Below are 21,645 nucleotides of genomic sequence, written 5' to 3' on the forward strand. Positions count from 1 at the left end.
GCTCGCCGGTACCGTAGGAACTCCCCCTGAGGGAGGTTCAAGTGTTCTCCTCGCCCGACGGCCTGTGCGGCATCGGCGAGCTCGCCGAACGCGCGGGTGTCAGTGTCAAGACCGTCCGCTTCTACTCCGACAGCGGGCTGCTGCCGGCGGCCTCCCGCAGTGCCGGCGGGCATCGTCGTTACGGCCCCGGCGCACTGGAGCGGCTGCGGTTGATCCGCTCGCTGCGCACCCTCGATCTGCCGGTGGCCGAGGTGCGCCGCATTCTCGACGAGCAGGACGGCGAGGGCCCCGCCATCGCGGCGGGCGGCGCTCTGGAGGACGCCGTCGCCGGGCAGTTGCGTGCGATCGGCTCCCAACTCGCGGCCCTGCGCTGGCGGGAGGCGGCGCTGCGGCTGGTGCAGGAGAGCCCGCCCGGCGAACGGGCGGACCGGCTGCGGCTGGTCGGGGCGGTGACCGCACCGCCCAGCACGGCCCCGCTGGCCCGTTTCTGGCGTGCCTGGCTGCCGCCCCGGATGCCGGCGCGGGCGACGTCCGCGTTCCTGGAGGTGGCGGTCCCCCATCCGCCCGACGACCCGGACCCGTCGCAGGTGCTCGCGTTCGCCCGGCTGTCCGCGATGACGACCGGCCCGTGCGGCGGGTCGAAGCCGTGCCGTCCCCATGCGCACCAGGTCGCGGGATCCCGTGGGGCGGCGGTGCTGTACGCGGGCCTGGCCGAGGCGTACGACCTGGCGGGCGGCCCATTGCGCCGCGGCCGGGAGCCGTACCCGGGTGAGGCACTGGACGGCTTCGTGAACGCCTACGCGAGCGCGTTCGGGACCCGGGACACCCCGGGCTTCCGCCGTCTGCTGTCCGGGCAGCTCGCCGCCGACCCGAGGATCGACCGGTACTGGGAGCTGACGGCCGAGCTGATCAGCCCGCGCGGCGGCCCGCCCGAGCCGACACCGGGGTCCGCGCACGACTGGCTCCTCGCCGCGCTGGACACCCAGTTGGGGACCGGGGCGGGTGTGCCCGTACGTGGATCGGCGCCGGCATCCGAGGACACCGACGCCGATTCCCGCAGGGCCGACCGGGGTGGGCACGCCGCCCGCGAAGGCGGCGCGCTCACCGGCGGATGACGCACGAGGCTCAAGGACCGTACGGGCGGCCCCGGTTCGGACCCGGGGCGGCCTGTCGTACGGATCGTGCCGGACTGATCCGGACGACAGACCCAGGTACCGGTCGAGGCACTAGCGGCCCTGCTCCTCGTCGCTGAACCGCTCGCCCCGCTCCGCCTTCCGCACCAGCAGCGCCGGCGGCTCGAACCGCTCGCCGTAGGCAGCGGCCAGCTCGCGGGCGCGCGCCACGAAGCCGGGCAGCCCGCCCTCGTACCCGTTGATGTACTGGAGCACGCCGCCCGTCCAGGCCGGGAAGCCGATGCCCATGATCGAGCCGATGTTGGCGTCCGCGACGGACGTCAGGACGTTCTCCTCCAGGCAGCGCACCGTGTCGAGCGCCTCCGAGAAGAGCATCCGCTCCTTCATGTCCTCGAAGGGGATCTCGACGTCCGGCTTCGCGAAGTGCTCGCGGAGTCCGGGCCAGAGCCCGGCACGCTTGCTCTCCCCGTCGTAGTCGTAGAAGCCGGCCCCGCCGCTGCGGCCCGGGCGGCCGAACTCGTCGACCATCCGGTCGATGACCGCGTCCGCCGGGTGGCCCGCCCAGGTGCCGCCGGTCTCCTCGACCGCGCGCCGGGTCTCGTTGCGGATCTTGCGCGGCAGGGTGAGCGTCAGCTCGTCCATCAGCGAGAGGACCTTGGCCGGGTAGCCCGCCTGGGCGGCGGCCTGCTCGACCGAGACGGGGTCGGCGCCCTCGCCGATCATCGCCACGCCCTCGTTGATGAACTGGCCGATCACGCGCGAGGTGAAGAAGCCGCGCGAGTCGTTGACGACGATGGGCGTCTTGTTGATCTGCCGGACCAGGTCGAAGGCGCGGGCCAGCGCCTCGTCGCCGGTGCGCTCGCCCTTGATGATCTCGACGAGCGGCATCTTGTCGACGGGCGAGAAGAAGTGCAGCCCGATGAAGTCGACGGGCCGCGTCACGCCCTCGGCGAGCGCGGTGATGGGCAGTGTCGAGGTGTTGGAGCACAGCAGCGCGTCCGGTTCGACGATGTCCTGGATCTCCTGGAACACCTTGTGCTTGAGCGCGGTGTCCTCGAAGACCGCCTCGATCACGGCGTCGCAGCCCGCGAGGTCGGCGGGGTCGGCGGTCGGCGTGATGCGGGCGAGCAGCGCGTCCCGCTTGGCCTCCGTCGTACGGCCGCGGGACAGGGCCTTCGCGAGCAGCTTCTCGCTGTACTCCTTGCCCTTCTGCGCCGCCTCGGCGGTGACGTCCTTGAGCACGACGTCGATACCGGCCCGGGCACAGGAGTAGGCGATGCCGGCGCCCATCATCCCGGCGCCGAGCACCGCCACCTTGCGCACGGGGCGCGGCTCGATGCCCTGGGGGCGGTTGGCGCCGGAGTTCACGGCCTGGAGGTCGAAGAAGAACGCCTGGATCATGTTCTTGGCGATCCGGCCGGTGACCAGCTCGGTGAAGTAGCGCGCCTCGATGGTCTGCGCGGTCTCGAAGTCGACCTGGGAGCCTTCCACGGCCGCCGCGAGGATGTTGCGGGGTGCCGGGTAGGGGGCGCCCGCGGTCTGCTTCTTGAGGTTCGCGGGGAAGGCGGGGAGGTTGGCGGCGAACCGCGGGTTCGAGGGCGTGCCGCCGGGGATCTTGTAGCCCTTGACGTCCCAGGGCTGCTGGGACTCCGGGTTGGCGTCGATGAAGGCGCGCGCCTTGGCCAGCATCTCGTCCTGGGTGGCGGCCACTTCGTGGACCAGACCGTTCTCCAGGGCCCGCTGCGGGGAGTACTGGGTGCCCTGGAGGAGCACCTTGAGCAGCGCGTCCGCGATGCCGAGCAGGCGTACGGTCCGGGTGACGCCGCCGCCCGCGGGCAGCAGTCCGAGGGTGACCTCGGGCAGGCCGATCTTCGAACCGGGTGCGTCGAGGGCGATGCGGTGGTGGCAGGCGAGGGCGATCTCGTAACCGCCGCCGAGGGCCGCGCCGTTGATGGCGGCGACGACGGGCTTGCCGAGGGTCTCGATCCGGCGCAGGGCGTGCTTGATGGACATGCCCGCGTCGAAGGCCTGCTGGGCGTTCTCCGGACCGATCCTGATCATGTCCTTGAGGTCGCCGCCGGCGAAGAAGGTCTTCTTCGCCGAGGTGAACACGATGCCGCGGATGGAGTCCTGCTCTGCCTCCGCGCGCTGCGCGACAGCCGCGATGGAATCCCTGAACGCCTGGTTCATCGTGTTCGCGGACTGGTTGGGGTCGTCGAGGACCAGGGTGACGATGCCGGTGTCGTCCTGTTCCCAGCGGATGGTCGAGGAAGTGGTGGTCTCGCTCATGGTGTGACTGCTCCGTTGTGGGGCCGTGAGGGACAGGACGGTCAGAGACGCTCGACGACGGTGGCGATACCCATGCCGCCGCCCACGCAGAGGGTGGCAAGCCCGTACCGCTTGTCCTGGCGCTCCAGTTCGTCCACGAGCGTGCCGAGGATCATCGCGCCCGTGGCGCCGAGCGGGTGGCCCATGGCGATGGCGCCGCCGTTGACGTTGATCTTGTCCAGGGAGAGGTCCATGTCGCGGGCGAAGCGCAGGACGACACCGGCGAACGCCTCGTTGATCTCGACGAGGTCGATGTCGTCGATCGTCAGCCCGGCCCTGGTGAGCGCCTTGCGGGTGGCGGGGGCGGGCCCGGTGAGCATGATGGTCGGCTCGGAGCCGGAGACCGCGGCCGCGACGATCCGGGCGCGCGGGGTGAGCCCGTAGCGCTCGCCGACCTCCTTGTTGCCGACCGCGACGAGGGCGGCGCCGTCGACGATGCCGGAGGAGTTGCCCGCGTGGTGGACATGGTCGATCTTCTCGACCCAGTGGTACTTCTGGAGCGCGACCGCGTCGAAGCCGCCCAGGTCACCGATCCCGGCGAAGGACGGCTTGAGGGAGGCGAGGGAGTCCGCGGTGGTGCCGGGGCGCATGTGCTCGTCGTGGTCCAGGACGAGCAGACCGTTGCGGTCGCGGACGGGCACGACGGACCGCTCGAAGCGGCCGTCCTTCCAGGCCGCCGCGGCCCGCTCCTGGGAGAGCGCGGCGTACTCGTCGACGTCGCGGCGGGAGAAGCCCTCGATGGTGGCGATCAGGTCGGCGCCGATGCCCTGCGGGACGAAGTCGACCGAGAAGTTGGTCATCGGGTCGGCGAACCAGGCGCCGCCGTCCGAGGCCATGGGCACCCGCGACATGGACTCGACGCCCCCGGCGAGTACGAGGTCCTCCCAGCCCGAACGGACCTTCATCGCGGCCATGTTGACCGCTTCCAGCCCCGATGCGCAGAAGCGGTTCTCCTGAACGCCGGCGACCGTGTCGGGCAGTCCCGCCGCGATCGCCGCGATACGGGCGATGTCGGAGCCCTGGTCACCGACCGGGCCGACGACGCCGAGCACGATGTCGTCGACGGCCGCCGGGTCGAGTCCGGGGAAGCGGTCGCGGATTTCGTGGATCAGGCCGACGACGAGGTCGATCGGCTTGGTGCCGTGCAGGGCGCCGGTGGCCTTGCCGCGGCCGCGAGGCGTGCGGATCGCGTCGTAGACATACGCTTCGGTACTCAAGACAGCAGCCTTTCGAGGGTGATGAAGGTCGGGTCAGGCGAGCAGGGAGCGACCGATGATCTCCTTCATGATCTCGGTCGTACCGCCGTAGATGGTCTGGATACGGCCGTCGGTGAAGGCCTTGGCCACGCGGTACTCGGTCATGTAGCCGTAGCCGCCGTGGAGTTGCAGACAGCGGTCGGCGACGCGCTTCTGCAGTTCGGTGGCCCACCACTTGGCCATCGAGGCGTGCACGGCGTCGAGCTCGCCGTTCGCGTGATCGACGATGCAGCGGTCGAGGAACGCGCGGGTGACGGCGCACTCGGTGGCCATCTCGGCGATCTCGAAGCGGATGTGCTGGAGCCGGGACAGCGGCCGTCCGAAGGCTTCCCGCTCCTTGACGTACTGGGTGGTGATCTCCAGCAGGTACTCGGCGGCGGCGATCCCGGCGACCGCGATGCCCATGCGCTCCTGGGCGAGGTTGGTCATCAGATGGATGAAGGCGCCGTCCCGTTCACCGAGGAGGTTCTCCTTGGGAACGCGTACGTCGTTGAAGAACAACTCGGCCGTGTCCTGGGACTTCTGGCCGATCTTGTCGAGGTTGCGGCCGCGCTCGAAGCCCTCCGCACCACGCTCGACGACGAGCAGCGACAGCCCCTTGGCACCGCCCTCGGGCGTCGTCTTCGCCACGACGACGACGAGGTCGGCGAGGATCCCGTTGGAGATGAAGGTCTTCGAGCCGTTGAGTATCCAGTGGTCGCCGCGGTCCTCGGCCGTCGTGCGGATGCCCTGGAGGTCGGACCCGGCGCCCGGTTCGGTCATCGCGATGGCGGTGATGATCTCGCCGCTGCAGAAGCCGGGCAGCCAGCGCCGCTTCTGCTCCTCGGTGGCGAGTCCGGTGAGGTAGGGGCCGATGATGTCGTTGTGCAGCCCGAGCGCCAGCCCGGCGGCGCCGGCGCGGGTGAACTCCTCGGCGAGGACGGCGCTGTAGCGGAAGTCCGGGTTCCCGCCGCCTCCGTACTCCTCGGGAACGGCGAGGCCGAGCAGCCCCTGCCTTCCCGCGGCGAGCCAGGCCTCCCGACTGACGATGCCGTCCTTCTCCCACTGCTCGTAGTGCGGCAGGACTTCCTTGGCTAGGAAGGTGCGGACGGTCTCGCGGAACGCTTCATGGTCCGCGGTGAAGATCTGGCGCTTCACAGGGTGCCCTCCTTGGCGGGCTCGACGAGGCCGGGCAGGTCCCAGTCACGGGCCACGGCGGCCGTGTCGGCTCCCGGCATGGCGGGACCGGTGCGCACCGAACCGGGGGTGGCGGAGAACCGGGGCGCGGGCGCCGGCTGGGTCAGCCCGCTGTGGTCGACGAAGGTGCCGCGGGCGGCGAGATGCGGGTGTGCGGGGGCTTCCCGCAGGGAGAGCACCGGTGCCACACAGGCGTCGGAGCCCTCGAAGACGGCGGTCCACTCCGCGCGGGTACGGGTCTTGAACCGGGCGGCGACGGCGGCGCGCAGCTCGTCCCAGCGGTCGAAGTCCTTACGGGCGGGGGCCTCGTCCTTGATACCGAGCAGCTCGACGAACTCGTTGTAGAACTGCTGCTCCAGCGCTCCGACCGCCATGTACTCGCGGTCGGCCGTCTCATAGGTGCCGTAGAAGGGGCAGCCGCCGTCGAGCAGATTCGCTCCGCGCCGGTCCTGCCAGCCGCCGGCCGCCATCATGCCGTGGATCATCGTGGCCAGATGGGCGGTGCCGTCGACGATGGCCGCGTCCACGACCTGGCCCCGGCCGTCCTCGGTGCGCGCGTGCTGGAGTGCCGCGAGCACACCGACGACGAGATAGAGGGAGCCGCCCGCGTAGTCGCCGACGAGGTTGGCCGGGACGGCGGGCGGTTCGTCGGGCTTGCCGATCATGCCGAGGGTGCCGGTGATCGCGATGTAGGCGATGTCGTGCCCCGCCCGCTGCGCCAGCGGTCCCTCCTGGCCCCAGCCGGTCATCCGTCCGTAGACGAGCTGCGGGTTGCGGGCCAGGCATTCCTCGGGCCCGACCCCGAGGCGCTCGGCGACGCCCGGACGGTAGCCCTCGATCAGGATGTCGGCCCGCTCGACGAGGGCGAGCACCTGCTCGGGCCCGTCGTCGGCCTTGAGGTCGATCAGTACGGAGCGCTTGTTGCGGTTGGTGAGGTCGTACGCGGGGTCGATCGCGAGTCCGGCGCCGCCGGGCCGGTCGACCCGTACGACATCGGCGCCCAGGTCGGCCAGGAGCATGGCGGCGAACGGGCCGGGGCCGATTCCTGCCAGCTCGACCACCCGTACTCCGGAGAGCGGGCCGTTCCCTGCCACTGCCATGGAGTCCCCTGCTCTGATGTGACACAACTGATGTAACACCAGCGATGGTAAGAACGCGTTCCACCGGATACAAGGGTCTGGGCCGAGCAAGCGCTTAGATTCGGCCCGCTGCGCGTCCTGACCTCGGGGCGGCCGGATGTTACCGATGGGGAACGCATCTTTTTCCGGGCGCGTTCGCACGCTAGCCTCAGCCACCGACGACAACGGCGGAGGGGCCATTGAACAGGCAGGACGCGACCGGTCGCGAGCAGCGCCCGTACGACATCGTGCTCTTCGGAGCCACGGGATTCGTCGGGGAGCTCACCGCCCAGTACCTCGCTGCGCACGCGCCGGAGGGATGCCGCTGGGCGATCGCGGGCCGCAGCCGCCAGAAGCTCGAACGGCTGCGCGAGCGCCTCGCCGAGAACCACCCCGGCTGCGCGGCCCTCCCGCTGATCGAGGCGCAGGCCGACGACGAGCAGGCGCTGCGCGAACTCGCCGAGTCCGCCCGGCTGGTGGCCACGACCGTCGGCCCCTACCTCTGGTACGGCGAGCCGCTGGTCGCCGCCTGCGCCGAGGCGGGGACGGACTACATCGACCTGACGGGCGAGCCCGAGTTCGTGGACCTGATGTACGTCCGCCACGACGCGCGGGCCCGGGAGACCGGGGCGCGGCTGGTGCACTGCTGCGGCTTCGACTCCGTGCCGCACGACCTCGGCGCGTACTACACGGTCCAGCAGCTGCCGCAGGACGTACCGCTGAACGTCGACGGGTTCGTCCGCTCCAACGCGGCCTTCTCGGGCGGCACGTTCGCGTCCGCGCTCAACGCGATGGGCCGCGGCCGGCAGATGGCGAAGGCCGCGCACCAACGACGGCTGCACGAGCCGCGGTTGATGGGACGGCGGGCACGCTCCCCGCTCGGCACACCGAGGTTCAGCCGGGAGACGCAGGCCTGGGCGCTGCCGCTGCCGGTGATCGACGGCCAGATCATCGCCCGGTCGGCGCGGGCGCTGGCCCGCTACGGGCCGGACTTCCGCTACCGCCACTACGCGGCGGTCAAAACCCTGCCCATGGCTGCGGGCGGGGTCGCGGCGGTCGGCGCCCTGGTGGGACTCGCCCAACTGTCCGCGGCGCGGCGCTGGTTGTCGGAACGGGTCAAGCCGGGCGAGGGGCCCGACGAGAAGCGCCGGGCGAAGAGCTGGTTCTCGGTGCGCTTCGTCGGCGAGGGCGGCGGACGCACCGTCTACACGGAGGTCTCGGGCGGCGATCCGGGCTACGACGAGACGGCGAAGATCTTCGCCGAGTCGGCGCTGTGCCTGGTCTTCGACACCCTGCCGGACACCTCGGGGCAGGTCACCACGGCTGTCGCGATGGGCGACGCGCTGCTGGGGCGGCTCCAGGCTGCCGGGATCCGCTTCCGGGTGGCGGCCGCGCGCTGACGGCGGGGGCGGCCCGGCTGCCGGAGCCGGCCGGGCGGTCGGGCCGTCCCGAGCCGGGTACGTCCTACGCGGTCGCCTCGATGAGTGCCCGGCGGCAGAGCCGGTCGGCACGCCGGGTGCTCTCCGGGAGCCGGTAGCGCGGTGTCAGGGCGAGGATGTGCGCGCAGGCGTTGTCGAGGCCGGTGCGGTGGCCGACCGAGACGTAGACCGGTTTCACACCGTCCTGGGTGCGCAGCGCACGGCCGACCTCCTCCCCGTCGTCCGCGAGCAGGGCGGCGACATCGCCCCGGCGGGGCCCGAGTTCGGCGTGGGTGAAGACGAAGGGGTTCTTGGCGACTCCGACGACCGGCAGTCCGGTCAGTACCCCGAGGTGGGCGGCGAGCCCGAAGCGCCGGGGGTGCGCCCGGCCGTAGCCGTCGCAGACGACGAGGCCGGGGTCACGGGTGAGGGAGGCCAGAGCGGCCATGACGGTGGGGATCTCGCGGAAGGCCAGCAGCCCGGGAACATAGGGGAAGGCCACCCGGCCGACCGCGGTGGCCTCCTCCACGACGTCGAGCGTCCCGGCGTCCAGCACGACGGCCGCCGCCGCGACGACGTCACGCTCGTCGTCGTAGGCCACGTCCACGCCCGTCACCAGCCCGGAGGACGGCGGCGGTCCCGGCTCGTCCAGGACCACGCGGGTCCGCAGTTCGTCCTGGACGGCGATGGCCGTCGCCTCGTCGGCGGGCCAGTCTGCGGGCTTCTCGATGATCTTCATGGTGCGGCCACCTTACGACGCGGGCACGGGCGGCCGCCCCGTGAACGGCAGCGGCTCCAACGGCACGGGCTCCGCGGGCATTCGGCCCGCCCGCGGAGCCGTCGCCCCGCGCCGGATACAGCAACGTCCGGCTCAGGAACGCAGACTGTGGTCGTCCACCACCTTGTTCGCCACCAGAGCCGAGCGCCTCACCAGCGTGTCCTTCGTCGTCACCTTGCCGTCGAGCTTTCCGCCGGCCAGATACAGGGTGCGTTCGCCGAGGTACGTATGGGTCGTCGGGTCGATCAGCAGCTCCCTGCGCAGGTTCAGCGACCGGGTGGTATCGGTGACCGCCTCGTACACCGCCAGGGCCGGCCGGCCCGCGGCGTCCTCGACCGGCTGCTTCGAGACCGTGACACCGGAGAGCGTGCCGAGGGCGCGGAACAGCGACTCACGAACCTTCGGCGGAATCTCGTCGACCTCCGTGAAGGCCATCACCACGCGGTGGTAGTTGGCGCTGTCCACCAGGCTCTGCTCCCCGGCACCGCCGGAACCGAGGGGAAAGATCGTGCTCAGCGCCCGGAACAGCGCGGCCGGTTCGTCGGGCAGCTTCGCGATCCTGCCGCGCAGCGCCTTCGGGGAGCCCCCGTTGGCGGTGGTGATGCCATGACGGTCGATCTGCTTCGACTGGGGCAGGGTCCGCATCAGCTTGCCGCTGCCGTACTGCGTCCAGCTCTCCGATTCATGCGTCCAGCCGTCAGGTCTCCCCGCCCTGTCGTCGGTCGTCGGGTTGAGGTCGTTGACGAAGTTCAGCGGCGCCTGCCACTCGACGACCTTGCGATAGATCCACTGACCGTCCCGGGGCTGGGACACGGCCTCGGTCCCGGTCTGCGGGCGCGGCGGAGCGGGGTCCGGTCCGAGCTGTGTCGACAGCACGGCGGCGGCCGCGACGGCGGCAGCGGCGCCGAGTGCCGTGAGTTTCCAGTTGCCGCGGAAGCGGGGCTTCCTGCCCTGTTCGGCGAGGAGCCGCTCGTGGCCGGGAGCCAGGCGGGCGCGGTCGGCGGCCGGTGCGTCGGCACGGAACTCGCCGAGCGTCTGCATCTCATCCATGGGTGGCCGCCTCCTGCGACTGGCTTGTCTCGTAGGACGTGGGATCGCTCCCGCCGACGGCCGTACGGACCTTCTTCCGGGCGCGGTTGAGCCGGGACCGCACGGTCCCGACCGGGATCGACAGTGCCTCGGCGACCTCCTGGTAGGTGAGGTCCGCCCAGGCGGTCAGCAGGAGGACATGGCGGTCGCGCGCGGGCAGCCCGGCGAGGGCGCCGGCCAGGGACCGGTGTGCGGCCTGCGCGCTCACCCGGCTGTCGGACCGGTCCGTCCACGACTCGGCGACGGGGTCGAGGCCGGTACGGGCCACGGCCTTCAACGCCCGTACCTCGGAGCGGCGTTGGCGCCCGATGAGGTTGGCCGCTATGCCGTAGAGCCAGGGCAGGGCGCTGGACCGGGTGAGGTCGTAGCGCGTGCGGGTGCGGAACGCGATGAGGAAGGTGTCGGACGTGATGTCGTCGGCCGCGTCGTCACCGAGACGGCGGGTGACGTAGCGGTGGATGCCCGCGGCGTGCCGGTGGTACAGCTCACCGAAGACCTCGGGCCGGTCCAGGGACCGGGCTATCACCGAGGCGTCCTCGTCATGTCTGTCGGGCGGGCTGGTCACACGGTCTCCGTATCGCGCGGCGGTCTGGGCACTCACTATTGCCCGAAGTCCGCGACCGGGTTCACGGAGGTGCCCGACAGGTACGCGCCCCCGAGGGGACGAAGGCGCGCGCCGGGCCGTCCCGGGTACACCGGACCACCCCGGAACGGCACGGCATACCACGGGCTAGCCTGTCGATCATGTTCGTACTGGAATTGACCTACACCGCTCCGATCGAGCACGTCGACGCGCTGCTCGATGCGCACGTGGCCTGGCTGGACGCGCTCTACGAGGAGGGTGTGTTCATCGCCTCGGGCCGCAAGAACCCGCGTGACGGCGGCGTGATCCTGGCCGTGGGGGACGACCGCGCGCGGATCGAGGAGATCGCGGCGGCCGACCCCTTCACGGTCGGCGGCGTGTGCGAGTACCGGATCACCGAGTTCATCGCGACGAAGACCGCGCCCGGACTCGCGCCGTACCGGCAGCAGCTGTAGGCCTTTCGTTCGGATCATGCCGGGTTCGCGCCGATCGACCGGACAGGACCTTCGGGGCCTGCACGACGGCTGGGACCTGGAACCTGATCCGTACAACGGGCCCTGGGGGTGTTGCAGCAGTCTCGCCTGCCCCGCCCTGCGGGTGGACGGCGCTACTTCTGGAACACGCCCTGGCGGATGACGGACCCGGCCTCGGTCCAGTTGAACTCCAGCCGTGCGACGCGGCCCTTCTCCCCCGAGGCCCAGCAGCCGAAGTCCTTCGTGCAGTCGACCGTGTCGTACGAGCCGGTGTCGACGGTGCGCCAGCGGCGGCCCCCGTCCACCGTCAGGTCGGTGCCGGTCGGGCCGACGGCCAGGGCCGCGCGGCTGCTGTGCGGCAGCCAGGTGACACCCGAGCGGTAGGCGGGCGGCGGTGTCGTGGACTGCTGCCAACTGCGGCCGCCGTCACGGCTGACCGCCGCCGCCTTCGGCGACTGCTGGTCGGGGCGGTAGTCACCGCCTACGGCCAGGCCGTGCCGGCGGTCACTGAAGGCGAGGGCGAAGACCCCACGCGCCGGATCGCCCGCCGGGATGGTGGACTCGGCGACGGTCCAGTTCAGGCCGCGATCGGAGGAGTGCAGCACACGGGCCGTGGCGCCGCCGCCGGTCGCGAGCCAGACATCCTTCGGACCCGAGCTGACGAGGCACTGGCCGCTCGCCGCGAAGCCCGCTTCGCCGGGCAGCGCGGCCGGCATCCCGGCGCTGGGCAGCACCTTCCAAGAGGCGCCGCCGTCGGCCGTCGACAGGATGCGGTACTTGCCGTCGACCGGATCGCTCATGGCGAGGCCGTGCTTGCTGTCGAAGAAGGTGACGCAGTCGTAGAAGGCCTTCGGATCCGGGTTGCGGAAGGACTCCGTCCAGGTCGCTCCCCCGTCCGTGGTGCGGAAGACACGGGAAGCCTCGCCCTCGCCGATCGCCAGCACCACGGCGCGACGGCTGTCGAACGCCTCGATGTCGCGGAACTCCAGCTCCCCCGCTCCCGGGGGCGAGATGTTGCGCCAGCTGCGTCCGCCGTCCGCGGTGCGCAGCACGGTGCCCTTGGAGCCCGCCACCCAGGCGGTGTCGCGGCTGACGGCCGCGAGTCCGCGGAACCGTACATCCGTACCGGTCTGCTTGAGGTTCCACTGCGGCGACACCGCGCCGCCGGTGTGCTGGGCCGCCTGTGCCGGGACCGTCAGAGCTGCGGCAACCGCCGCCGCGCACAGCCCCACCGACACCATTCGTCTCGTCTTCCCCATGGACGTCATGGCGCTGGAAGCTAGCCCACCCGCCGCACCCCGTCCAGGGTGCCGTCTGACGCGCGCGGGCGGTGACACACGTCACGCATGGTTCCGATGCACGCAATGGCTCGTTCTGCCGTCTCCTCCGGTGTCAGGCAGACGCCGGCGAGCCGTGCACCGAGGAGAAGGTCTTGTCCACCGTGATCGAACACGCCGTGCAGGCACGTATGGTCGCCTCGGCGCCCCGGATGGAATCCGTCCCGGCGACGCTGCTCTACGACCGCCGTGACCCTTACGCCGTACGGATCGCCTTCCCCGCCACGGCGACCCTGGAAGGCACCGACGTGTCCTGGGCGTTCTCCCGCGAGCTGCTCGCCGCGGGCGTCGACGCCCCGGCGGGGCTCGGGGACGTCCGGGTGCGGCCGTACGGCTACGACCGCACCGTCGTGGAGTTCCACGCCCCCGAGGGTGTGGCGATGGTGCACATCCGCACCAGCGAGCTGCGCCGGTTCCTGGGGCGTGTCCAGGCGGTGGTGCCCGCCGGGCGCGAGCACCTCTATCTGGACCTCGACCACAACCTGGTCGAGCTGCTGCGCGACGCGAGCTGAGTCCCGCGGACGCGGACACGAACTAGCGCCGCGCACCGAGCAGCGCGTTGAGCTCGCCGTAGTCGTAGCCGTTCGCCAGAGTCGTGCACGTGCCGTCGGTGAGCAGTTCACGGGCGGCGTCGCGGACGAGCGCGTGGGCCGCCTGGGCGATCGAGGAGCCCGCACTGATCCGCGCTGCCCCGAGCCGCGCGAACTCCGCGGTGCTCGGCGCTCCCGGACCCGTCATCACGTTCAGCGGGGCGTCGATCCCCCGCACCAGGGCCGCCACGGTGTCCGCGTCGGTGACCCCCGGCACGAAGATCCCGTCCGCGCCGGCGGCGACGCAGGCGGCGGCACGCTTCAGCGTCTCCTCCAGCCGCCGTGCATCGGGGCCGATGCCCGCCAGGAACACGTCCGTGCGGGCGTTGACGAACAGCGGGACGCCTGCCGCGTCCGCCGCGGCCCGCGCCGCCCCGATCCGGCGCAGATGCTCCTCGTGGGGGCGCGGACCGTCCTCGATGTTGATGCCGACGGCGCCCGCGGCGAGCACCGCGCGGACGGTCTCGGCGACCCCGTCCGCGGTCTGCGCGTAACCGCCCTCGATGTCCGCGGTCACCGGCACGTCGACGGCCGCGACGATACGGCCGAGGTGCTCCAGCGCGGCAGCGCGGTCCAGCCGGTCGCCGTCCGCGGCACCCAGGGCCCACGCGACGCCGGCGCTCGTGGTGGCGATCGCCTCGGCACCGGCCTGGGCGATGATGCGGGCGCTCGCGGTGTCCCAGGCGTTGGGCAGCACGAGGGGACGGTCGGCGGTGTGCAGCGAGCGGAAGCGGCGGGCGCGTTCGATCGAGGTCGTCATGCGTGGAGCCAATCACCCGGCCCCGGTGTCCGGCTGGCAGCTTTCCGACATCAATGTCCCGCGGGGGGCCGTGTCCGGTATTCAGCCGCTGCCCGCGGTGGCCGCCGTCGTCGCCGCGACCACGACGACCGCGGTCCGTACCTCGTCGATCACCTTCTTCAGGGCAGGCGCCGCCGTGCCGCTGCGCACGGTGAGGGCTTCGATGCGTTCCTTGTACCGACGGCGTTCGCTGCCGGTCGCGAGGGTCCGCAGTTCGGCCGCGGCGGCCAGCGCGACCAGTGCCGCGTCCCGGTCGGAGACCTGGTCCGCCGGGGCCGGACCGGTCAGGACGTCCCGCGCGTCCGCGCGCAACGCCTTCACGACGTCGGGACGCTCCAGGCGGTACTGCGTTCTGGAGAAGAGCCCCCGCCTGTGCTCCTTCCGCAGATGACCGGTGCCGGCGAGCTGGGTCTGGACGGCGTCGAGGGTGTACTTGGAATGGCTGGTCACCCAGCTCTTCCACGTGCGGGGCCGGGACTCCTCGATCAGTTCCAGGAGGTCGTCCAGTGCCGGATCACCGGTGCGGTCGTCGGAGACGGGCCGGGCGATCCCGCCGTCGTCGGCGAGCATGCTCCGCTGGGCGAGTTCCGTGAGTGCGCCGGCCCGGACGAGGTGGGCGAGCTGGGAGACGCCGGTGAGCTTCATCCGTTCGGTGTCCCATGCGAGGAGAGCGAGCCGGGCGGCGAGCGAGAGCGATGCGTCGGGCATGGGCTGGTGCCTCCTGGTGCGTCGCGCGGGCAGGCCCTGGTCACGTAATTCCGTTGACAGGCCCTGGGTGCGCTCTTACGGTGTACAACGGTTCTGTTGTCGTCGATCGGAGAAGGACGTTGCTCGTCTGAGGTCCTGAGACACCGTGCGTCACAGCCGCAGTCAGTGCGGCGTGCGCAGTGCGTGCGACCTCGGCATACGAGCCGTTTCTCCCCCGGCCGGGACTTATCCATCACCTCTTGTGCCCCGTCGGCGGCCGTCGCCCACATCTCGGTGTCCCCACCCGTTGCCCCGAACCCTTCCACGCAACAGGGAGACGCCCTCATGTCTACCGCTTCCACCCACATCACCTGCACCGCTCTCGGCTTCGCCTGGCCCGACGGCACCGGTGTCCTCGACGACTTCCAGCTCGCCGTGGGCCCCGGCCGTACCGGTCTCATCGGCGTCAACGGATCAGGGAAGTCGACGCTGCTGAAACTCATCGCCGGGGAGCTGACTCCCACGGACGGCACGGTCCGCACCGTGGGCGAGGTCGGCTATCTGCCGCAGAACGTCGCGCTCGGCACGAACCTGCGCGTGGACGAGGTGCTCGGCATCGCCGGGACCCGCGCCGCGCTGCACGCCATCGAGGCCGGCGACCCGAGTGAGCACCACTTCGAGACGGTCGGCGACGACTGGGACGTCGAGGAACGTGCCCGCGCGACCCTCGATCAGCTGGGCCTCGGCCAGGTGGGGCTCGACCGCACGATCGGCGAGGTCTCCGGCGGCGAGGCCGTGCTGCTGCGGCTCGCCGCGCTGCTGCTGGCCGGGCCGGACATCCTGCTGCTGGACGAGCCGACGAACAACCTCGATCTGTACGCGCGCCGCCGGCTGTACGAGGCGGTCGCCGGGTGGTCCGGGGTGATGGTCGTGGTGAGCCACGACCGCGAACTGCTGGAGCTCGTCGACCAGATCGCCGACCTGCGCGACGGGGAGGTCGTCTGGTACGGAGGCAACTTCTCGGCCTACGAGGAGGCGCTCGCCGTGGAACAGGAGGCCGCCGAGCGGATGGTGCGCGTCGCCGAGGCGGATGTGCAGCGCCAGAAGCGTGAACTGTCCGATGCCCAGGTCAAACTGGCCCGCCGCAAGCGCTACGGCCAGAAGATGTGGGACAACAAGCGCGAACCCAAGATCGTCATGGGGGCGCGCAAACGTCAGGCCCAGGTCTCGGCGGGCAAGCACCGGATCATGCACACGGAGAAGCTCGCCGAGGCGAAGGAGCGTCTCGACGAGGCCGCGCTCGCGGTCCGGGACGACGACGAGATCCGTATCGAGCTGCCGTCCACCAAGGTCCACCCGGGCCGTGAGGTCCTGCGGCTGAGCGAGTTGCGGCTGCGCTACGGAGCCGAGGTGAAGGGAGAGTTCGAGGTACGCGGCCCGGAACGGATCGCCCTGATCGGCCGCAACGGCGCGGGCAAGACGACGCTGCTGCGCACGATCACCGGTGAACTGGAACCGGTCGCGGGCGAGGCGGTGACCGCGGTGCCGCTGCGCTTTCTGCCGCAGCGGCTCGACGTACTCGACGACGCGCTCAGCGTGGTCGAGAACGTGGCCCGGTTCGCCCCGGAGGCGACCGACAACCGCATCCGGGCACGGCTGGCGCGCTTCCTGTTCAAGGGCGCACGAGCCGACCAGCCGGCCGGCACGCTCTCGGGCGGAGAACGGTTCCGGGCCGCGCTCGCCGCCCTGCTGCTGGCGGAGCCCGCACCCCAGCTGCTCATGCTCGACGAGCCGACGAACAATCTGGACATGGCGAGCGTGCGCAAACTGACGGCGGCGCTGGAGGCGTACGAGGGAGCACTGATCGTGGCGAGCCACGATGTGACGTTCCTGGAGTCGATCGGCATCACGCGCTGGCTGCTGCTGGAGGGCGAACTGCGGGACATCGGGCCGGACGACGTACGGGAGGGAGCGTTCCCGACGGCGTGACGTGCCGGACGCCTTCGCGGCGACGACCCGTGGGCCGGACCGACGTTGTCCGGCACACGGGTCGTCGCCGCCCGCACCCCGCATCCGGGCGTCGTCCGGGCCTCAGAGAATGAGCAGGAGGACGAGCAGCACGACCAGGGTGCCCGCTGTGAGCACCGACCCCACGACGGTGAACACCAGGTCGATGACGGTGGAGTCCCAGCCCTCGATGGCGAACCGCCGGGGATCCGCCGGGTCGTACCGGACCGACACGAGGGTTCCTGCGCGGAAGCCGCTCCCGTGCCGGACCGAACCGCGTCCGAGCCTGGACGAGTACTCGCACGTCACCCCGTCCCGGGTCGTCCAGACCGCGACCGGGTGGTAGAACGTGACGCCTTCGTCGTTCCGCCGGACATCGTGACGGACGATCCGCCCCTCGACGGTGACACCCGCGCTACGCAGCACCCGGGCGCGACGGAGTCCGTAGACGCCGAAGCTCAGGAAGCCCGCGCCGATCGTCAGTGGGATGAGCGGGATGAGCCATGCAGGTTCCATGTGGTGTGCACCGTGTCCGTGGGGGTGTCACGGTGGGGCTGCTGTGGCCCGCCCCACCCGCGCTCTCGTCCTCAGTCCTCGTCCGATTCACCTGGCAGCAGGGGCCGTTGCGTCCCGGGTCCTGCCGGCCCTGCGCTTCGCGCGGGCGTCGGCCAGGGCGTACGGCAGGCCGGGGGCAAGCAGCAGGAGCGAGCACCACAGCGGCAGGTGGAAGAGTGTCCGATCACCGGCCAGCCACACGATCGATATCGCTGCGGCCACCGCGGCCGTATTGGCGACCAGCCACCCCCTGCCGAGCGCGGAGCCGCCTCGTCTCATGTCCCAGGTGACGCTGACCGTGGCGAGGACCGCGAAGAAGGCGATACGGCTTGTGGAGACGGGGAGTTCCGCAGTCCAGCGGACGAGGTGCCCGAAGAGGAGCATCCAGCCGGTGACGAAAGCGGTCATGGCGGTCATACGCAGCAGCCGGACCGGCAGCGGTGCCCTCGCGCGGGCCCAGGACGCGGCGAAGGCCTTCATGTCCTTGCCGACCACCGCCTCGGCGCCACGCCCGTCGGCAGCGGCGTCCCGAAGGTGGTCGTCGAGCTCGTCGAGCATCTCCCGTACGGAGTTTTCGTCGAGGCCGCGGTACTCCCAGTTGGCCCTGCAGACCGCCAGCACCTGCTCGCGCGTCGTCATGTGGTGGTTCTCCCCGTGGTGTCGTGGTCCAGCGTCCGGCCGACCGCTTCGGTGAAGTGCGTCCAGGCGGCACGGCCGCCGGCGAGTTCAGCCTCTCCGGCGCTGGTGAGTCGGTAGTACTTGCGCGGCGCACCGCCGGTGGCCGACGGCGCCCGGAACGTGTCGACGAGCCCCGCCCGCTCCATCCGGGCCAGCAACGGATAGATGCTCCCCTCGCTGATGAGCTCCAGCCCGTCGGCGGCCAGAGCCTCCACGAACTCATAGCCGTAACGCGGCCGTTCGGCGATTTTCGCGAGCAGGCACAGGTCGAGCACGCCCCGCAACAACTGGCTGCGCCGTTGGTCGACGGCGGGCAGCTCCTTTGTCATGTGGTGCACGGTAGTGGGTCATTGCCATGCGCCGCAAGGTAGTTGGTCGTCCCGGGCCGCACGCGGGAAGCGTGGCGAGCCCGGTCGTCACGAGCTGCGCGCCGTTCACCGTCTCGGTACGAGATACGCGCATCGTGTCCACTTCCCGGCGGGCACTCCGTGCCAGTCTCCGAGGGCCAACAGCCCATCACCCCGCCGCACGTGCCGCGTTGGCCCGCAGAGCGGGGTGACCGAACCGGAGAGGACTCCCCCCACACATGTCCACTCACCGACTGTCCCGCCGGCGCCCGTGGCGCCACGCCGTCATAGCCGTGGCGGCAGCGGCCGTCGCAGTCCCCACCGTCGCCTTCGCCGGTCAGCCCGGCACCTCCCCCGACGAGCGCACGACCGTCGGGGCCCTCGACGACACCTACTACGAGGGTGCCCTCGGCAAGAGCGGCCCGGAGCTGAAAGCGGCTCTGCACACGATCATCAGCGAGCAGACGAAGCTCTCCTACGACGACGTGTGGGAAGCGCTCAAGAAGACCGACGAGGACCCCGCCAACGCGGCGAACGTCATCCTCCTCTACACCGGCCGCTCCCAGGCCAAGACCACCAACGGGAGCGGGCCCGACGACTGGAACCGCGAGCACGTATGGGCGAAGTCCCACGGCGACTTCGGTACCGCCACCGGTCCGGGCACCGACATCCACCATCTGCGGCCCGCGGACGTGTCCGTGAACAGCACGCGCGGGAACCTGGACTTCGACAACGGCGGCGACGAGGTCGCCGAGGCGCCCGGGAACTTCGCCGACGGCGACTCGTTCGAGCCCCGCGACCAGGTCAAGGGCGATGTCGCCCGCATGATCCTCTACATGGCCGTCCGCTACGACGGCGAGGACGGCGCTCCGGACCTGGAGCCGAACGACAAGGTGAACAACGGCTCCGCACCGGCGATCGGCCGGCTGTCCGTGCTCAAGCAGTGGAACACCGAGGACCCGCCGGACGCGTTCGAGCAGAAGCGCAATGAGGCCATCTTCGGCATCCAGCGCAACCGCAACCCCTTCATCGACCACCCGGAGTGGGTCAACGCGATCTGGACGTAGCCGCCTGCTCCACCGACGGTGCGGGGCTGTCGCCTCGCCGACCGGCTCCGCTGTCGGTCCGGTGAGCGGTCGGCACCCGGCGTGCGGCGATGGGCAGACCGTCGCCGCACGCCCCCGTCGGGTGTGCACACGGGGGTCAGTGGCCGGCCGGCACGGGCGAGATCTGCTGCATGAGGCCGATCATGTCCGGCGAGACCCACTCCTCCGCGATCCTGCCGCCCTCGACGCGGTAGATCTCGATGCTCCGGAAGCTGACCGGCCTCCCCGTCGCCTCTACCCCTTGGAACGTGCCCCGGTGCGTTCCACGGAAGTGGACCCGCACGGCCACCTTGTCGCCCGCGCCGAACATGTCCTCGACATCGATCGTCAGGTCGGGAAATCCCTCCACCATGGCCTCGGTGCCCAGCCGCCAGATCTCCCGGCCGTGCAACGGGTCGGGCAGCCCGGGGAGGTTGGCGATGAAGTTCTCCGCCAGCAGCTCCACGCACGCGTCGAGATCTCCGCTCTCCAGCGTCGTATAGGCCGTGCGCAGCAGGGCCAGGTTCTTCTCCGTACCGGTGTCCATCGTGGGTCCTCTCCAGGGGTTCGCCCGCCATGCGGTGATCGCTCCGATCCGCATGGCTTTCAGTAGAAACCCTGCCGCCGCGTCATGGTCAAGAACGGCCACGGACTCCCCCGCAGCCCCTCATCGATGGAACCCGTCGGGCCGATTCGCGGTCTAGCCGGGCACGAGGCGTCACTGGGGAAGCGACGCCTACCGAGCGGCACAAGGAGTACGGATGGTCACCACGGGGCTCGACCGGGCCGACGGGGCACCGAAGCCGGTGCGCCTGGCCTTCGCGCTGTCGATGGCCGGGACGGCCGTCGAACTCGTCGGGTGGGTGCTGGGCTCGTTCGTCATCGCTCCGACGGGCTGGGGCGACCTCCGCGCGGACAGGGGGCCGTCCGAGGCATTCGGGCAACTCGCCGTGTCCGCAGGCGTGCTGGTCGCGCTGAACGGCCTGTGGCTGCTCTGCGCGTACAAGATGCGAGCGGGGCACCGCTGGGCACGCGTCGTTCTCACCGCCGCCGGCGCTCTGTGCGCCCTCTGGCTCGTGAACAACCTGACCATGAGCGGCTTCGACGTGTCCCTCGCCGCGGAGCGCACCCACGAGGTCCTGGCGATCGCCGCCGCTGCGCTCCTGTACCTGCCCGCCGCAGGCGCCCACTTCACCTCGCACCGTGCCCAGCCCAGCTGCTGACCCGACCGCCCTGCCCGGCCGGCCCGCGCCGCCACGACGGCGGTGGGGCAAAGTCGCACAGGCGCTGCTCGCCGGCGCCGCGGGCGTTGCCCTGACCGCCGTGTTCTTCACCGTCCTGTGGTGGCCACGGTCCGATGTCACGTACCGCAGCAGCGCCCCCTCGTCGGTGACCTACGAGGACGACTCGGAGCACCACCTGGGCCTGGTGCACGAGCACACCCTGTCGGGCCGGCACTCCTACAGGCTGGTCATCGGACGGGACCCCGGACTGTCCTACGGGCACTGGGTAGGTGTCGACACGGATCTGGGCGCGGACGGGATCGAATCCACCACGTGGACGACAGCAGGCGTACGTGTCCGCTTCCCGACCGGCCATGAGGTCTTCGTCCCGGCGAAGTTCTTCCTGTACGGGCGGTAGGTCCGCCGGACGGCTGCGGGGCGTCACATGGTGCGCACGGCCTTGCTCGCCCGCGCGATGAACTCGGTCAGTGCAGGCCAGTAGGCACGAGTCTCTTCGGTGAGCTGTCGTTCGGCTGCCGGGTCGCCCTCGGCCATGGCTCGCATGAGGCGGGCGGTGGAAGGGGTCGCCTCGTCGAGGGCAGCGGCTGCCTCCGCCACGTCGTCCGGCCCTTCCAGCGTGACGACTTGGACGCATCGCAGGAGCGCGGCGTAGACGTCCCGTATCTGTTCGCGCAGGCGCAGGATCTCGGCGCGCCGGGCTTCGGGCTCGGTGATGCGCGTCGCCTCGGGGATCTTCCAGTACAGCTCGCCGATGGCGACGGCTTTGTCGATGACCGCCGCGTACGCCTCGCGCCGGGCTTCCCGCTGCCGGGCGGTCCGCTGTGATTCGGAGGCGGCTTCGGCCTGAAGGCGAGCGGCATTGGCGTTTCCGCGGCTGGTGACCCAGCTCGCCAGGACGGCCGTTCCGGCGGTCAGCGCAGCAACCCAGAGCGTGTTGTCGGGCACGTCCGTCATTGTGACGTCC

The 21,645-nt window shown here is 71.2% G+C and carries 23 protein-coding genes; 8 read left to right on the forward strand and 15 right to left on the reverse strand.

The window, feature by feature from the left end:
• Nucleotides 1–41: 41 nt before the first annotated feature.
• Entirely contained in the window at nucleotides 42–1,115 is a 1,074-nt protein-coding gene (locus RPQ07_RS05680; protein ID WP_313942920.1) for a MerR family transcriptional regulator, read from the forward strand.
• Between the two features lie 111 nt (nucleotides 1,116–1,226).
• On the opposite strand, the gene RPQ07_RS05685 is transcribed toward RPQ07_RS05680, so the two are convergent.
• The 4 genes from RPQ07_RS05685 to RPQ07_RS05700 are packed head-to-tail and all read right to left on the reverse strand — an operon-like array spanning nucleotide 1,227 to nucleotide 6,993.
• Complete coding sequence (locus tag RPQ07_RS05685) at nucleotides 1,227–3,422, reverse strand: 3-hydroxyacyl-CoA dehydrogenase NAD-binding domain-containing protein (RefSeq protein WP_313942921.1); 2,196 nt, start codon at nucleotides 3,420–3,422, stop codon at nucleotides 1,227–1,229.
• A 41-nt stretch (nucleotides 3,423–3,463) separates the two neighbouring features.
• A complete protein-coding gene (locus tag RPQ07_RS05690; protein WP_313942922.1) occupies nucleotides 3,464–4,678 on the reverse strand; it encodes an acetyl-CoA C-acetyltransferase in 1,215 nt (404 codons plus the stop codon).
• 33 nt (nucleotides 4,679–4,711) lie between these two features.
• Nucleotides 4,712–5,854 carry an acyl-CoA dehydrogenase family protein gene (locus tag RPQ07_RS05695; RefSeq protein ID WP_313942923.1) on the reverse strand — a complete coding sequence of 381 codons (1,143 nt, stop codon included), beginning with the start codon at nucleotides 5,852–5,854 and terminating at the stop codon, nucleotides 4,712–4,714.
• Complete coding sequence (locus RPQ07_RS05700; protein WP_313942924.1) at nucleotides 5,851–6,993, reverse strand: CaiB/BaiF CoA-transferase family protein; 1,143 nt, start codon at nucleotides 6,991–6,993, stop codon at nucleotides 5,851–5,853. The genes RPQ07_RS05695 and RPQ07_RS05700 overlap by 4 nt, the downstream gene beginning before the upstream one ends.
• 218 nt (nucleotides 6,994–7,211) lie before the next feature.
• On the opposite strand from RPQ07_RS05700, the gene RPQ07_RS05705 reads away from it, so the two are divergent.
• On the forward strand, nucleotides 7,212–8,411 hold the full coding sequence (locus RPQ07_RS05705; protein ID WP_313942925.1) for a saccharopine dehydrogenase family protein: 1,200 nt from the start codon (nucleotides 7,212–7,214) through the stop codon (nucleotides 8,409–8,411).
• 64 nt (nucleotides 8,412–8,475) lie between these two features.
• Here RPQ07_RS05705 and RPQ07_RS05710 read toward each other — a convergent pair whose 3' ends face one another.
• From RPQ07_RS05710 to RPQ07_RS05720, 3 genes are all read right to left on the reverse strand, one after another.
• Complete coding sequence (locus tag RPQ07_RS05710; protein WP_313942926.1) at nucleotides 8,476–9,168, reverse strand: endonuclease V; 693 nt, start codon at nucleotides 9,166–9,168, stop codon at nucleotides 8,476–8,478.
• Nucleotides 9,169–9,300: 132 nt separating this feature from the next.
• Nucleotides 9,301–10,257, reverse strand: a complete 957-nt coding sequence (locus RPQ07_RS05715) for a hypothetical protein (protein ID WP_313942927.1) — start codon at nucleotides 10,255–10,257, stop codon at nucleotides 9,301–9,303.
• The gene (locus RPQ07_RS05720) at nucleotides 10,250–10,861 is read right to left on the reverse strand and encodes an RNA polymerase sigma factor (protein WP_313942928.1); all 612 of its coding nucleotides are present in this window, start codon (nucleotides 10,859–10,861) and stop codon (nucleotides 10,250–10,252) included. The genes RPQ07_RS05715 and RPQ07_RS05720 overlap by 8 nt, the downstream gene beginning before the upstream one ends.
• Before the next feature lie 179 nt (nucleotides 10,862–11,040).
• Between RPQ07_RS05720 and RPQ07_RS05725 the strand changes: the two genes are divergently transcribed.
• A complete protein-coding gene (locus tag RPQ07_RS05725) occupies nucleotides 11,041–11,334 on the forward strand; it encodes a YciI family protein (RefSeq protein WP_313942929.1) in 294 nt (97 codons plus the stop codon).
• A 152-nt stretch (nucleotides 11,335–11,486) separates the two neighbouring features.
• Here RPQ07_RS05725 and RPQ07_RS05730 read toward each other — a convergent pair whose 3' ends face one another.
• The gene (locus RPQ07_RS05730; protein WP_313942930.1) at nucleotides 11,487–12,620 is read right to left on the reverse strand and encodes an oxidoreductase; all 1,134 of its coding nucleotides are present in this window, start codon (nucleotides 12,618–12,620) and stop codon (nucleotides 11,487–11,489) included.
• Nucleotides 12,621–12,784: 164 nt separating this feature from the next.
• Here RPQ07_RS05730 and RPQ07_RS05735 point away from each other — a divergent pair, with 164 nt between their 5' ends.
• Entirely contained in the window at nucleotides 12,785–13,201 is a 417-nt protein-coding gene (locus RPQ07_RS05735) for an SsgA family sporulation/cell division regulator (RefSeq protein WP_313942931.1), read from the forward strand.
• Between the two features lie 22 nt (nucleotides 13,202–13,223).
• Here RPQ07_RS05735 and RPQ07_RS05740 read toward each other — a convergent pair whose 3' ends face one another.
• Nucleotides 13,224–14,039 (reverse strand): isocitrate lyase/phosphoenolpyruvate mutase family protein, encoded by an 816-nt coding sequence (locus tag RPQ07_RS05740; protein ID WP_313942932.1) that lies wholly within the window; start codon nucleotides 14,037–14,039, stop codon nucleotides 13,224–13,226.
• 81 nt (nucleotides 14,040–14,120) lie between these two features.
• A complete protein-coding gene (locus RPQ07_RS05745; protein WP_313942933.1) occupies nucleotides 14,121–14,786 on the reverse strand; it encodes a GOLPH3/VPS74 family protein in 666 nt (221 codons plus the stop codon).
• Nucleotides 14,787–15,110: 324 nt separating this feature from the next.
• On the opposite strand from RPQ07_RS05745, the gene RPQ07_RS05750 reads away from it, so the two are divergent.
• Nucleotides 15,111–16,754, forward strand: coding sequence for an ABC-F family ATP-binding cassette domain-containing protein (locus RPQ07_RS05750; protein WP_313942934.1), 1,644 nt, complete (start codon nucleotides 15,111–15,113; stop codon nucleotides 16,752–16,754).
• 102 nt (nucleotides 16,755–16,856) lie between these two features.
• Here RPQ07_RS05750 and RPQ07_RS05755 read toward each other — a convergent pair whose 3' ends face one another.
• The 3 genes from RPQ07_RS05755 to RPQ07_RS05765 all read right to left on the reverse strand — a co-directional run bounded on the left by RPQ07_RS05755 (nucleotide 16,857) and on the right by RPQ07_RS05765 (nucleotide 18,334).
• Nucleotides 16,857–17,288, reverse strand: a complete 432-nt coding sequence (locus RPQ07_RS05755; RefSeq protein WP_313942935.1) for a DUF3592 domain-containing protein — start codon at nucleotides 17,286–17,288, stop codon at nucleotides 16,857–16,859.
• 87 nt (nucleotides 17,289–17,375) lie between these two features.
• Entirely contained in the window at nucleotides 17,376–17,966 is a 591-nt protein-coding gene (locus RPQ07_RS05760; protein WP_313942936.1) for a hypothetical protein, read from the reverse strand.
• On the reverse strand, nucleotides 17,963–18,334 hold the full coding sequence (locus tag RPQ07_RS05765; protein ID WP_313942937.1) for a PadR family transcriptional regulator: 372 nt from the start codon (nucleotides 18,332–18,334) through the stop codon (nucleotides 17,963–17,965). Before RPQ07_RS05765 ends, RPQ07_RS05760 begins: the two co-directional genes overlap by 4 nt.
• Before the next feature lie 257 nt (nucleotides 18,335–18,591).
• Between RPQ07_RS05765 and RPQ07_RS05770 the strand changes: the two genes are divergently transcribed.
• Entirely contained in the window at nucleotides 18,592–19,419 is an 828-nt protein-coding gene (locus RPQ07_RS05770) for an endonuclease I family protein (protein ID WP_313942938.1), read from the forward strand.
• Nucleotides 19,420–19,555: 136 nt separating this feature from the next.
• Here RPQ07_RS05770 and RPQ07_RS05775 read toward each other — a convergent pair whose 3' ends face one another.
• Nucleotides 19,556–19,984: an ester cyclase gene (locus RPQ07_RS05775; RefSeq protein ID WP_313942939.1), complete on the reverse strand. Its 429-nt coding sequence runs from the start codon at nucleotides 19,982–19,984 to the stop codon at nucleotides 19,556–19,558.
• 214 nt (nucleotides 19,985–20,198) lie between these two features.
• Between RPQ07_RS05775 and RPQ07_RS05780 the strand changes: the two genes are divergently transcribed.
• Both RPQ07_RS05780 and RPQ07_RS05785 read left to right on the forward strand, forming a co-directional pair.
• Nucleotides 20,199–20,660, forward strand: coding sequence for a hypothetical protein (locus RPQ07_RS05780; protein WP_313942940.1), 462 nt, complete (start codon nucleotides 20,199–20,201; stop codon nucleotides 20,658–20,660).
• Nucleotides 20,641–21,078: a hypothetical protein gene (locus tag RPQ07_RS05785; protein WP_313942941.1), complete on the forward strand. Its 438-nt coding sequence runs from the start codon at nucleotides 20,641–20,643 to the stop codon at nucleotides 21,076–21,078. The genes RPQ07_RS05780 and RPQ07_RS05785 overlap by 20 nt, the downstream gene beginning before the upstream one ends.
• A 23-nt stretch (nucleotides 21,079–21,101) precedes the next feature.
• Here RPQ07_RS05785 and RPQ07_RS05790 read toward each other — a convergent pair whose 3' ends face one another.
• The gene (locus RPQ07_RS05790; RefSeq protein WP_313942942.1) at nucleotides 21,102–21,626 is read right to left on the reverse strand and encodes a hypothetical protein; all 525 of its coding nucleotides are present in this window, start codon (nucleotides 21,624–21,626) and stop codon (nucleotides 21,102–21,104) included.
• Nucleotides 21,627–21,645 lie beyond the last annotated feature (19 nt).

It is taken from the genome of Streptomyces sp. AM8-1-1, assembly GCF_032229325.1.
GTDB classification, from domain to species: Bacteria; Actinomycetota; Actinomycetes; order Streptomycetales; family Streptomycetaceae; genus Streptomyces; species Streptomyces achmelvichensis.